Below are 12,268 nucleotides of genomic sequence, written 5' to 3'. Positions count from 1 at the left end.
GCGTACCAGTCAGGTGTTCCCGTGTCCGACAGTTTCCGTGATCTCGAACGGCCCGAAGCGGCCCACCGCAAAGATGCGGTTCTGATGGCCGCAATCAGCGGCCTTGAGTATCTCGACCGGCCTTCCCGTCAGGACATGGCCCGGTTTTCAAAACTCTTTCTGCCCCTGTTCGAGGCCGCCTCCATCCAGACCCGGCGCACCGCGGCTGCCGTGCTTTCGCGTTTGCCGCGCGTCCCCGATGATGTCGCAGAGCACCTGATAAACCAGCCCGTCGAGATCGCAGCTCCCTTCATTGCCCATTTTGCCGGTCTCAAGGAAAGCGCGCTTGAGCGTGCCGTCGCACTCAACGGCGCACCGCATGCTCGCGCGGCCGCCCGCCGCTCCGATCTGTCCCCAAAGGCAATTGCCTCGCTGCGCGCTCTTGGTGACCCATCTGTGGAAAGCCTGCTGGTGTTGCGCGGACTGATCCCGGATCCCGCCAAACAGGGATCACCTTCAATCGACGCGCGCTACGAGCGCCTGGCCAAAGCTGAACTGCGGACCGTGGAAACGCCACCGCTGGATCCGAGCGAGACGCTGCGAGAACAATTGCGGGCGCTGGCATTGCGCACGCCCGCTGCTGCAGCAGAGCGAGCAAAACCAGGTTACAATGCGCCACTCAACCGGCCTGTAGGCCAGCGCAAGAAAGCCGTCGAACAGCAGGCCACAAGTTCCGGCAAGACAACGGCGGGGACTTCGGCTGCGACCCTTCGCCGGCTTGCGGATGCGCGCCTGCATCAGCTTGCCAAATACGCCAAGCCAGACCATGAGAGCTGGTTTGCCACCGCCCTTGCCGACGCCATGCAGACCTCCTATGCGCTCGCAGAACGCATTATGATGGATCTGTCGGGGCGGCAGCTCGCCACTGCCCTGATTGCGCTCAAAGCCCCACCGGAAACCACAAAGGCAGCGCTTGAGAGCTTCTTCCCGCATCTCTCCAAACCATCGACGCTGCAGACCCAGGCCAATGACCTGATGTCGGATCTCGATCCGCAGGCCTGTGTGGAAAGGCTCTCTGCCTGGCAGCGGGCCGATCGCTATACGTCGGGCGGAGCGTTGCATGTCCCCGCTCTGGCGGACGGAAAGCCGGTGCGGTCTCAAGCCAGCGGCCCGACAACTCGCAACGAGCACCGTCAGGACAATCGCAAGCCCATCACACCAAGATCTGGGACGCCTCGCAAAGCGGGTTAAGAGCACGCAAAACGGCGCACGGCCAATCAGGCTTCTGAGAAATCGAGATAGGTTTCGGGTGCGTCGGTTTCGATTTCGACCACCCAGATATCCGGGTCAAACCGGCTCTCACGGGCAATCGCCTCAGAGACCTCGTGACCTTGCGCCCGCACAGCACGCAATTCGAACAGCCGCGCATCGGGCCGTGCGGTGTCGAATGCGGTCTGCGGTGCCGGAGCCGCCAGGCTCTCGGCGCCATCACGGTGGCGAATGCGGATGAAGACAGCGCCGGCCTCTTCCGAACCCCGTTTTTCAATCGCTGCCATCCCGCCATCTGAGAATACGCGGCGCACCAGCGCGGAAACAAAAAGACCGGTCTTGAGCCTCACCTGGGCCTCACTCGGTCCTCACAGGGCACCAATTTCAAGGAGCTTGTTGAGAACCGTCTGGTTCGGCTCTCCCGTGACCGGCAACCGGTAGTGCTTTTCGAACGCCCGGATTGCCGACTTTGTCTGGGTTCCGGCGACACCATCCACTGTGATGTCGGCATAGGCGATGTTGGACAGACCCGACTGGATCTGACGCACCAGTTCGCTCACGCCGGAGACGGCAGGCGCCGGTTCGGTGACCGCCTCGCCGCTTACCTGATCGGCCTTGATGGCCGGTGCCGGCACGGATGTGACCGTGGGACCGGCCACCGGTTTTGGCCGCGACGTCGGCGTCGGCGCGACCTCGAGACTTACCGTTTCAACCGCTGCAACGGGCGCTGCCGGCTTCGGCGCGGGTGCTGCTGCCGGGGTGTCCATAACCGCCAGAAGTCCGGATGTCGGCTCACCGGTTTCGACATAGCCATTGGCCTTTTCCCAGGCGCGGATGCCGGCTGCGGATTTCGGACCCATCAGGCCATCGATTTCGCCGCTGTAAAGCCCTCTTGCAGCCAGGATTTCCTGTATGCGGGCCAGGACCGGATCGGCCTTCAAAAGCGCCGGGGCAGCAGCCGATGTGGTCGCCGGGGACATTGCGGGCGCGGGTGCCGGCGCGATGTTTGGCACCGGAATCGAGGCCGTCGAAGTCTCGTCGCTGCGCTCGATCCTGAAGGTTGTCACGCTGCGTGCCGGCACGTCCGCCACCGCTGGCGCGGCCGTGTCTGCCACCGGCGTCAAGGCATGGGCGGTTGGTGGTCCAACCTCGCGGGTCTTGAGAATCGGTGCGGGATGATTGCCCGGCTGGCTCCACAGCGCATTGGCCGAAATGAAACTGAATATCACCGTGAACGCCACTGTCCCTCCTGCCAGGGAGGGATGCGCGGAAACAAGCCGTCCCAGCGTGCCCAGCACGCCGCGGCCTTTAAAAGCATCCGCATCATACAATTCAGGCGCTGAGCGCTGTCTTGGCATTGGTCTCGTTCCTGCTTACATCCTGCTGGCGGTCTGCACCGGGCAGCACCGGTGGAAAGGCGATCGGGGCTTGTGCGTCTGTCTGGGATTTTGGCGCATTTGCCCCCGAGCCATTGACGGGGAGCCGAATGGTGACCACCGTCCCCTCGCCTTCCTGGCTTGCTATGGCGAACTGGCCGCCGTGAAGGTCGACCAGGCCCTTGACCAGCGACAGGCCAAGTCCGGTGCCCTCGAAATGGCGGGCGAGCCCATTCTGCACCTGCACGAAGGGCTGACCGATCAGCGCGAGTTTTTCCTCGGGGATCCCGATTCCGGTATCGCTGACAGAGAGCACCAGCAAACCCTCGTGGATCCCCGCATCAACATTGATCACACCGCCGGCCTCGGTAAACTTGATGGCGTTTCCAATCAGATTGATCAGGATCTGCTGAACTGCGCGACGGTCGGCCACGACTTCGCCGAGCCCCGGGGCCATCCGGCGGGTCATCACCACGCCACGTTGCTCGGCCTGAAGCCGGAGCATGGCATCACACCTTTCCACGACTTCGCTGAGCAAGAAGGGTTCGACAAACACCTCATAGCGTCCGGATTCGATTTTTGACATGTCGAGCATGGTGTTGACCAGCGCCAGCAGATGCTCACCCGACTGGTGGATCAGCTCAACATATTCGCGCTGCCGTTCGTCATTGAACTTGCCGAACATCTCGCGGGCAAGAATGTCGGAAAACCCGAGAATGGCGTTCAGCGGCGTGCGCAGCTCATGGCTGACGGCAGCCAGAAAACGGGTCTTGGACGCATTCGCCATGTCGGCTTCGTCGGCCATTGTGCTGGCCCGCAAGCGCCCCGCAACCTGATCCGAGATATCGCGGCTTTGAACAAATACGCCAGCAAAGCTGCCATCGGGGCCATGCTCGGCCGACAGCGAGAGGGCCGCGTGGACAAACTGTCCAGCGGCGTCGATCCGCTCGAAGCGGAGTTCGAACTCCCGGCGGCTTTCGCCAAGGCGCAGCGCGTCGAATGCGTCAAGAAAGGCAATCCGGTCGGCGACATGGATGCGGTTGATGAACCCGCGGCCGGTTACATCGCCGATCCACCCAAGGCAGGCATGTTTATCCCTGCCCGCAACGCAGACCACGTTGCCGTGGGCATTGTGACGGGTGATAAGGCCCGGCATCAGGTCGAGGATCTGCGGGACGTCGGCAGCCACTTGCTCCATGGCGGCGTGTTTGGGCTCCATGGGAGCGTTTTGCGCATCCGGGGAAGCAGCCTTGCTGTTGCTCACGGGCACATCAGGCGATGCACCTGTTCCGGCCATTGCCACAGCTTCAGGTGCACGCAGCGCATAAAGTCCGCCCCGGACCAGGCCATAGAGCAACAGGGAGACGAACACGGAGATCGCACTCGCCGGAGAAAGCGCGGCCGGCGCGGCGAAACCGTCAAACATGGCGATCGCCGCAATCGACGCAAGGGCGGCGGCCGAACCGGCAGCGAGGCCGGCGCGGCTTTTCGAAAGGACGGCTGCCTCGAGCGGCAGGAGCGCCAGAACCGGCAACAGAGGCGAGTTCAGCCCACCGTTGAGGCTCACCAGGATGCAAAGCAGTGCAGCTGCCGCGCCCAGAACCAGATATCCGGTCAGCCGGGTCGACCCGGTTGCAGCCAGAACCCCTGCAGCTCCAATCGGCAGCGCTGCGGCAAACAGGGCTGTGGCAAGCGCTGTAGACAAGGTGAGGCTGGCAAGCAGGGCTGGCAGCAGGATCAATGGGGCGAGAATGGCGCCCGACAGGCAAGCCGCCATGGCTCCGACCCGCTGGTCGTGATCTGCAGGGCCGAAAGCCGGCGTCACAAGCCATGAGCTTGCAATCTGCCGGCCGGCCACAATCATCCTGTCGAAGAAATTTTCCAATGCTCTCACTGCCGATTCCATACACGCCGCAGTTTTTTGTTGTTGGAGGGACTGTGGCAGTGGCGGCTTAAAGAAAGAATAAAGACAGCCCCCCCTGCTCTTGTATGCTGGGCGAAAAGGGCCTCCAGATGGAGATTCCGCCTGACTTTGGTGATCATGGTTAATGAGGGGTTTGCCGGAGAGGACAAGAGCTTGCCGTACCGCACGTGCAAAGCCATCGATTGCCTGATCAGAACCCCGCAGAACCGGGTTGATTAAATTTTTCATCAAATTTGGATCAAAAGCAGAGTCCCATTTCAAGCCGCTTTTGAGAGTTGTCGGGCACACTCCTGTTCAAGTTCGGGACACGTCGGACACACCGTCCATAGATGGCGGGCAACAGGAAGGGCTTAACAATGTGGTTTCTGATCAAGGGAAGTTTCTGGTTTTCACTTGTGCTGATCGCGTTGCCGGTTTTTGACAGCGGCTCGCGCGAGACACTCGAAAACGCGCCACCGCTCGAGGTCGGCCAAAGCATGGCCGCGGCGATGGATGCATTTGAAGACATCAAGCAGATCTGCTTGCGCAAACCTGACGTGTGCGAGACAGGCAGCGAAACATTCGCAGCTCTCGGCATCCGCGCCAAAGAAGGCGCCCGGATCGCCTATGAGTTTCTCGACTCAAAATTCGCCGACGGTGAAAGCGAACTGATGACCGGCTCGCTCCCACCAACCGAAATCGACAGCACCACCGCCAACAACTGATCGCCACAGACGGTCAACCGGTCCTCGATACTCCGATCATGGGGGCTGGCACGAATTTATCGACTTCATGATGCAGAAAACTGCCAACTCCAGTCGCGTCTGACGCGCCGCCGCCGGGAAACAGCCCTTCCTCCCGGCGGCGTTTTCTTTTTTTCGGCCCTTGAGCGAACCCGGGCGCAGACAGACCGCCCAAAGCCTCCAGCTAGACTTGGATCTCGCCACTCAACACCGGCACACAGCTGCCGCTTATCTTGACCACCTGCCCCCCGACTTCGATCGCGATGCCGATAAGGCTTGGCCGGTTCATGTCGATGCCTTGCGCGACCTTGAATTGCCGCGGCTGCGGGCCGCCCTTCTCAAGACTGGATATCAGGGCGCAGGCGGCGGCCGTTGCGCTGCCGGTGGCCGGATCCTCGGCCACACCGTCCCAGGGCGCAAACATCCGCGCGGTAAGGTCGGCATCGCCATCCGCGGGCCCTGGATGACGGCAATAGAGATAGATCGCATCGGCCCCGTCGGTCGGCAGGATCCGCGAAACAGCCTCCTTGTTGATACGCGCGGCCGAAAGCGCTGACCGGCTGGCAACTTCGCCAACGAGAAACGGCAGTCCCACCGATGCGATGACGGGCGGATGCAGGGCCGTGAGAATGTCGCCGGCTTCAAGCGACACACTTGCTGCCACATCGGCTGTGTCAAACCCCGATCCAAGCGAAAGTGCTTCGGGCGCCGTGAGTTCGACGCTCTCGAGCTCATTGCCGGACCACTCCAGGGAGATTGGAACCAGGCCTGCATTTTCTTCAAAGACAAACCCGGTCGTCTGTGATGACGACGGCTCAAGCATCGCCAGAACATAGGCAGTGCCAACATTCGGGTGACCTGCGAAAGGCACCTCCACGGCCGGGGTGAAAATGCGCACCCTTGCCGTGTTGGCGGGGTCGGAGGGGCGCATCACGAAGGTCGTTTCCGAGTAGTTGAATTCCCGCGCAATCGCCTGCATCTGTGCGCCATCAAGCGTATCGGCCTCCAAGACAACCGCCAGCGGATTGCCGCCGAATCGCCGGGTGGTAAAAACATCCACCGTTCTGAATGGGTAGTTCATCGAGACCCTGCCTGTTGATGTTCGGTATGCCTGCATCTAGCCGGAGCGGACCGGCCCGCGCAACGGCCTGTCCGGCACAAAGCCCCGCTTGGCACTGGGAGACTGGCTGGTGGTCTTGCAGGGCTGCGATCATGACATTCGCGCCTGGGGAAAAATCCAAGCTGCAATTCAAGGGTTACGGGGTGTATCCCAGATCGATTCCGCCTATATGTCTCGACAGTTACGGGATTTAAACATGAGCAAGCTGCAAACCATTATTGACGACTTCGAGTATCTTGACGATTGGGAAGATCGCTACCGCTATCTTATCGAGATCGGCAAGGCGCTGCCCGACATGCCCGAAAAAGACCGCACCGAGGACAACAAGGTCAAGGGGTGCGCCAGTCAGGTGTGGCTTGTCGCCGAGACCAAGCCGGGCGAATCCGGCGATCCGGTGATGGTGTTTCGCGGCGATTCAGACGCGCATATCGTTCGTGGCCTGGTGGGGATTGTTCTTGCAGCAACGTCGGACCACAAAGCCTCTCAGGTCGAACAATTCGATGAGGCCGCGCTGCTGGCCAAGCTTGGCCTCGGCGAGCATTTGACGCCGCAGCGCGCCAATGGCCTGCGCTCCATGGTGATGCGGATCAAGGCGCATGCGGCGGCGGCGCGCGCCGGCTAGTTTCAATATTGCTCCGCGGGGTTTGATAGTGCCGGGCGAGTGCCTGAAGCGCGGTGCGCAGCATCAGCTTGGCCGAGCGCACAGGCCATTGCCGCTCGCGTTCGATCTGTGACAACCCCTTGAGAAAGCAGCAGGCGTCGAGAACAACTCCCGACAGTTCGGGACCGATGGCCCCTGTGGCCGCTTCGACCCGCTGGCGCGCAGAAAGGGCTGCATCGGTGAGATCCTGAACTCCGCCCGCCTGGCCAGACATCCGCCCGGCCCGCACCGGCTCCCAGCGTTGGCCAAGCGATGGGGTCATTTGTCCACGGGTGAAATCGGCGCGCAACCGTTCACCTGCTTCAACCAGATCCTCGCTGAGAAACGGGGCCCCGTCCCGGCCCTTGATCCTGGCCAACGCCGAAAGCGGAGATTCGAGAACATTGACGGTCACAGCCCCGAACTCCTGGTCGGTTCTTGCCACCATCTGCCGGTGCTGGTCCTGAAAGGCGCTGTCCGGGTCGGCGATCAGGCGCCTGAGAGCGGCCCGGCCCGCATCGGTGATGGCAATTGTGCTTGTCCTGATGCCGGGACCGGTCCGGCGGGTGATGAGCCCGCGTGACAGCGCCGCTTTCAACAACGCCGGATCAAACTGGCGTTTGGCCCCGTCGCCGCGGACCAGACCAATGAGATGGCTGTCTGACGGCTGATCCGCATAATCCCGGGTTGCGGCGCCGCGCGCCAGAAAACCGACCATACCGGCCAGAGCCTTGCGCATGGCGCGCGTCTCAGCGCTCTTCATGGGAGCCTCCAAAGGGCGCAAAGATCGCATTGACGCAACGCTCACAACGTTCAACAAACCGGTCATAGCCAGGATCGTCGCGCCGGTCCTCGACCACCGCACAGGCGTGAACCACCGTGGTGCGGTCGCGGCCGAAGGCTCTGGCAATGGTCCGATAGGGCACGGAAAGCACCACATGGCTCAAATACATCGCGATCTGGCGCATATGACAGCGCGGTCTGCGCCGTGCCACGCCATTGGCAAGTTCACGTTCCAGAGCGGCATCGAAGAGTTCGGTGACCAATCGCAGCACCACCCGGCAACGCAGAACATCGATGGCATTGGCCCACCCGGCTGCCGGACCTGCATAGGCGAAGATGTCGCCCAATGCGGGTTCGGACAGACCCTGCGGCGCCGGCTGCCGCTGCGCGCCGGGTGAGCCGCTGTCCTGGGACGCGACGCCTGCCTGCGAGCCAATGAAGACAGCCGTCGCCACATCACGCCACTGGGCAAACCCGGCCGCGCCATCAACGCCGTGGTTCCGAATGGCGGGCGGGGCCCGCCATTCGGTTCGCGATGCTCTGGTCAACCTTGATGCCCCAACGGGTTCGAACCTGGGACCTGCGGACTTACGGGTATGTTTCGCCATGATGAAAATCTCCTGTTATAGGAATATTTTCTTACATGATATGCAGATAATGCGGACGTGCAGCCACCCACCCATTGCACCTTAACGTTGTTTTTTCAATGTTTCCAGGGACAATTGTGAAATTATATAGGATTTTTTTCCTCACCCTAAGAGAGATCCGGCATTCGCACCGCCTCGCGATGCGGATGCGGCATGCGTTGGCCGATGCCGGCAGCGGAAAACCGGGCACAAAAAAACCGTGGCGCGAGGCCACGGTTTGAAATGCGCTGCGGTCCCGATCTAAAAAAACCCGCAGCTCAAATTTGCTCCGGCACCCTGTTGCCGTTCGGGGTTGACGAACGAACCGCAACTGCTGCGCCAGAGGCTATCGGATCATTTGCCGCGCTTGCGCTTCTGGCCCAGACCCATTTCCTTGGCGAGCCGCGAACGGGCTTCTGCATAGGAAGGAGCGACCATCGGATAATCGGGAGCAAGATCCCACTTTTCGCGGTACTGCTCAGGCGTCAGGCCATAATGAGTCATCAGGTGGCGCTTGAGCGACTTGAACTTCTGGCCGTCTTCCAGGCAGATCAGATAATCATTCTGAATTGAACGGCGAACCGGAACGGCCGGCTTTGGCTTTTCAACCACTTCTTCCACCGGCGCGGTCGCGCCGCCAAGCGCGGAATGCACCTGGGAAATCACGTTTGGGAGGTCGTTTGCAGCAACTGAGTTGTTGCTCACATAGGCGGCGACAATTTCAGCGGTCAACTCTATGAGAAAATCCGATCCGTTGTCTTTGGTTACTTCTGTCATCGTCTTGTCCTAACTTTTGTGAATAAGCCAGCCGTTGAATTCAGCTAATTACTTATTGTGCTTTGAACACCAAACTCACCTGGGAGGCTTGTCACTGTTGCTGACATGGAATTCTACGGCTGACAAGTACGAGATTTAGCGAGAAACGTAACTTTATTTCCAAATCTCCGCATATTACAGAACTATGTTTTAATTATAGCGCGAGCTGGATAAATTTAAAGTTTCTGGTTGCAACACATGTTGATCACATATTTTGTTTTTACTTTTCTTCTTTCGGAGCCATTTCGTCTAGCACTGATGACGAATGCAATCGGTAACCGACACTGTAGGCTGCCTTGGCCAGGAGATGTGAAGAGACCGGAGCCGTTAGCAGGAAGAACACGACACCTGCGAGCGCACGCGTAACTGTGCCGACATCGGAAGCGTGAATGGCAAGGGCGATCAGCATCAGGCAGGAACCCATGGTGCCCGCCTTTGAGGCTGCATGCATGCGGGTGTAGAGATCCGGCAGGCGCAGCAGGCCCACCGCCGCCACCAGCGCAAACAGCGATCCGATCAACAAAAACGCGGCCGATACCAGAGTTGCAAGCTCATACATCAGCGTTCTCCCTGCTCTGGATTGCGCGCTGTGCCGTCATTCGCCTTGGCAACGGCCTTTGCCGCGGCGCGGACTTCGCGCCGTGCTTCGCTGGCCGCCAGCCGCGCTTCCGCCAGAATATCGTCCTCGGTCTTGCCGCGCGACAGAACGAAGCGTGCAAAGGCCACCGTCGCAAGGAAACCCACCAGACCAAGCGCAATCGCGACGTCGATGTAAAGCGCATAGCCGGTCTTGATGCCAACCACAGCAATGAAGCCGATGGCGATACCGACAAGCATGTCGAGACCGAGTATCCGGTCAGGCAGCGTCGGCCCCTTGATGATGCGGTAGATGGTGACGAAAAAGGACAGCGACAGGATGGCAAGTGCCAGCGTGACCGAAAAATCGAAAATGGTCTGGACGGACATCAGCGAAACGCCTCCATGATCTTGCGCTCGAAGCCTTCGGCAATGTCGCGCCGTGTGGAATCCGGATCGGAGGCGTCGATGGCGTGGACATAGAGGATGCGCCGATCGTCGGACACGTCAACCGAGAGCGTGCCCGGCGTCAGGGTGATCAGATTGGCGAGCATGGTGATTTCAAAATCGCGGTCCACCTTGAGCGGATAGGCAATGATGCCAGGCTTGAGATCCATTCGCGGCGACAGAACCAGCACCGCAACCCGCCATGCCGAAAGCACCAGTTCGTAGATGAACAGCAGGAACAGGGAAATGACACGCCGGGAACGGGAGAAATAGCCGACGGAGCCCACCTGTTCGCGGATCAGCGACAGCGCAAAAATCGCCAGCACGAAGCCGAAGGCGAAATTCAGGAACGAGAACGATCCCGTCACGGCTGTCCAGACCAGCGCCAGCAGCACATTGACCAGAAACAGGCTCATTGCGGCACCTCCCCCGGAAACACCGAAAGCACATAGGCCGACGGATCAATCAATCCACGCGCAGCGTCCTGGACAAGCACCATTACCGGCTCCGGCCAAATGCCCGCGCCTATTGTGAGTATCACAAGCCCTGCCAGCGCGGCCACTGCGCCTGCCGGCAAGGTCTGTGCAGCGGCCTGCTCCGCTGCTTCCGCCTGTGCCGGACGCCAGTAGGCCAGCGCCCAGATCCGGCCGACGGTGATCGTGGTCAGCAGACCGGTGACAAGGATCGCGCCGGCAAGCCACCAGGCGCCAATGTCGAGCGAGGCCTTGACCAGCATCACCTTGGGCCAGAAGCCCGAGAATGGCGGCAGGCCGGAAACCGACAGAAACAGCATCAACGTCACAAAGGCCAATGTTGCATTGCGGGCATAGAGCCCCCCGGCGGAGGTCAGCATGAAACTGCCGCCCAACTGGGCACCAATCCCGATGGCGAAATAGAGCGCGGTCATCACCACCATGGAATGGGCGGCGTAGAAGATTGTCCCGGACAGGCCAGCGGGGCTGCCGATGGCAAGACCGGCCATCATGACCCCGATGCCCGAGACCACCAGAAAGCCCATCGAGCGGCGAATGTCGTTCTGCGCCAGGGCGCCCAACACCCCAAGCACCATGGTCAGTGCCGCCGCGATCGCGATGATGTAGGACAGCTCCAGGCGCTCGACCGGGAACAGCATGCCGAGGATCCTGAGCAGCGCATAGATGCCGACCTTGGTGAGCAGACCTGCAAACAGGGCAGAGACCACCAGCTTGGGCGTGTGATAGGACGCGGGAAGCCAGAAATTGACCGGGAACGCAGCAGCCTTCATGGCGAAGGCAAGCAGGAACAGTGTGACCAGCGTCATCAACGGTGCGGCGGCGCGCAGCTCGGATGCCTTGACCGCGATGTCGGCCATGTTGAGCGTGCCGAAAAGGCCGTAGAGATAGCCGGTGGCGACCAGAAACAGCGTGGTGGCGATCAGGTTGAGGAAGGCGTATTTGACGCCGCCGTCGAGCTGCGAGCGCTCAGACCCCAGCACCAGCAGGCCGAAGGACGAGATCAGCAGAACCTCGAACCAGACATAGAGGTTGAAGATGTCGCCGGTCATGAAGGCGCCGAGCACGCCCGCCATGATCAGCAGCAGGAACGGGTAGAAGCCGTAGCGCTGTCCGGAATGGTCGACATCGCTGCGGCCATAGATTCCGGCCGCAAGCGCCACCAGGGATGATGTGGCGGCGAAGAACGCGCCCAGTGCATCCACAGTGAAAGAAATACCAAAGGGCGGCAGCCAGCGCCCCATGGTCATCGTCGCCGTGCCGTTGATGACCACATGGGCCAACAATCCCAATGTCAGGGCGCTCAGGATCACAAGCGCCGGGATCGCGATCAGCGGCTGAAGATCGGTGCGCTTGCGCAGCATCAACAGCACCGAACCAGCCAGCAGACAGAACACGACCGGCGCCGGGATCAGCCAGTCGGCAGCGGCCACCGGCTCCATCACAAAGGCGACCGAAAGGTCTTCAAGGCCCGCAGTTTTTCCCGCCATTACAGGTGT

Annotated in this window: 14 protein-coding genes; 3 read left to right on the top strand and 11 right to left on the bottom strand. The window is 60.8% G+C overall.

Annotated features, from left to right (window positions below; genetic code table 11):
- Positions 1-21 precede the first annotated feature (21 nt).
- Positions 22-1,230, top strand: coding sequence for a hypothetical protein (locus tag HPDFL43_RS21345; protein ID WP_007196752.1), 1,209 nt, complete (start codon positions 22-24; stop codon positions 1,228-1,230).
- A 26-nt stretch (positions 1,231-1,256) separates the two neighbouring features.
- On the opposite strand, the gene HPDFL43_RS07760 is transcribed toward HPDFL43_RS21345, so the two are convergent.
- Genes HPDFL43_RS07760 through HPDFL43_RS21925 form a run of 3 tightly spaced genes read right to left on the bottom strand, consistent with a single transcriptional unit; the run spans position 1,257 to position 4,518 of the window.
- The gene (locus HPDFL43_RS07760) at positions 1,257-1,598 is read right to left on the bottom strand and encodes a DUF1491 family protein (protein ID WP_007196751.1); all 342 of its coding nucleotides are present in this window, start codon (positions 1,596-1,598) and stop codon (positions 1,257-1,259) included.
- An 18-nt stretch (positions 1,599-1,616) separates the two neighbouring features.
- On the bottom strand, positions 1,617-2,606 hold the full coding sequence (locus tag HPDFL43_RS07755) for a peptidoglycan-binding domain-containing protein (protein WP_040449125.1): 990 nt from the start codon (positions 2,604-2,606) through the stop codon (positions 1,617-1,619).
- Positions 2,581-4,518, bottom strand: coding sequence for a sensor histidine kinase (locus tag HPDFL43_RS21925; RefSeq protein WP_245271110.1), 1,938 nt, complete (start codon positions 4,516-4,518; stop codon positions 2,581-2,583). The genes HPDFL43_RS07755 and HPDFL43_RS21925 overlap by 26 nt, the downstream gene beginning before the upstream one ends.
- Positions 4,519-4,904: 386 nt before the next feature.
- Here HPDFL43_RS21925 and HPDFL43_RS07745 point away from each other — a divergent pair, with 386 nt between their 5' ends.
- Entirely contained in the window at positions 4,905-5,252 is a 348-nt protein-coding gene (locus tag HPDFL43_RS07745; protein ID WP_084594594.1) for a DUF5330 domain-containing protein, read from the top strand.
- A gap of 202 nt (positions 5,253-5,454) precedes the next feature.
- Here HPDFL43_RS07745 and HPDFL43_RS07740 read toward each other — a convergent pair whose 3' ends face one another.
- Positions 5,455-6,351 (bottom strand): PhzF family phenazine biosynthesis protein, encoded by an 897-nt coding sequence (locus tag HPDFL43_RS07740; RefSeq protein WP_007196747.1) that lies wholly within the window; start codon positions 6,349-6,351, stop codon positions 5,455-5,457.
- A gap of 235 nt (positions 6,352-6,586) precedes the next feature.
- Between HPDFL43_RS07740 and HPDFL43_RS07735 the strand changes: the two genes are divergently transcribed.
- Complete coding sequence (locus HPDFL43_RS07735; RefSeq protein WP_007196746.1) at positions 6,587-7,012, top strand: SufE family protein; 426 nt, start codon at positions 6,587-6,589, stop codon at positions 7,010-7,012.
- Here HPDFL43_RS07735 and HPDFL43_RS07730 read toward each other — a convergent pair.
- The 7 genes from HPDFL43_RS07730 to HPDFL43_RS07700 all read right to left on the bottom strand — a co-directional run bounded on the left by HPDFL43_RS07730 (position 6,978) and on the right by HPDFL43_RS07700 (position 12,259).
- Entirely contained in the window at positions 6,978-7,793 is an 816-nt protein-coding gene (locus HPDFL43_RS07730) for a DUF6456 domain-containing protein (RefSeq protein ID WP_007196745.1), read from the bottom strand. The two genes, HPDFL43_RS07735 and HPDFL43_RS07730, sit on opposite strands and share 35 nt — an antisense overlap.
- A complete protein-coding gene (locus HPDFL43_RS22245) occupies positions 7,780-8,421 on the bottom strand; it encodes a helix-turn-helix domain-containing protein (protein WP_007196744.1) in 642 nt (213 codons plus the stop codon). The genes HPDFL43_RS07730 and HPDFL43_RS22245 overlap by 14 nt, the downstream gene beginning before the upstream one ends.
- Before the next feature lie 372 nt (positions 8,422-8,793).
- Complete coding sequence (locus tag HPDFL43_RS07720; protein WP_007196742.1) at positions 8,794-9,216, bottom strand: Ros/MucR family transcriptional regulator; 423 nt, start codon at positions 9,214-9,216, stop codon at positions 8,794-8,796.
- A 259-nt stretch (positions 9,217-9,475) separates the two neighbouring features.
- Positions 9,476-9,814, bottom strand: a complete 339-nt coding sequence (gene mnhG, locus HPDFL43_RS07715) for a monovalent cation/H(+) antiporter subunit G (RefSeq protein WP_007196741.1) — start codon at positions 9,812-9,814, stop codon at positions 9,476-9,478.
- A complete protein-coding gene (locus tag HPDFL43_RS07710) occupies positions 9,814-10,221 on the bottom strand; it encodes a cation:proton antiporter (RefSeq protein WP_007196740.1) in 408 nt (135 codons plus the stop codon). Before HPDFL43_RS07710 ends, mnhG begins: the two co-directional genes overlap by 1 nt.
- Positions 10,221-10,694: a Na+/H+ antiporter subunit E gene (locus tag HPDFL43_RS07705; RefSeq protein ID WP_007196739.1), complete on the bottom strand. Its 474-nt coding sequence runs from the start codon at positions 10,692-10,694 to the stop codon at positions 10,221-10,223. The genes HPDFL43_RS07710 and HPDFL43_RS07705 overlap by 1 nt, the downstream gene beginning before the upstream one ends.
- Positions 10,691-12,259, bottom strand: coding sequence for a Na+/H+ antiporter subunit D (locus tag HPDFL43_RS07700; RefSeq protein WP_007196738.1), 1,569 nt, complete (start codon positions 12,257-12,259; stop codon positions 10,691-10,693). Before HPDFL43_RS07700 ends, HPDFL43_RS07705 begins: the two co-directional genes overlap by 4 nt.
- Between the last annotated feature and the right edge of the window lie 9 nt (positions 12,260-12,268).

It is taken from the genome of Hoeflea phototrophica DFL-43 (genome assembly GCF_000154705.2).
GTDB classification, from domain to species: Bacteria; Pseudomonadota; Alphaproteobacteria; order Rhizobiales; family Rhizobiaceae; genus Hoeflea; species Hoeflea phototrophica.
The sequence above is the reverse complement of the archived record's forward strand: the minus strand, read 5'-3'. Positions and strand labels throughout refer to the sequence as shown.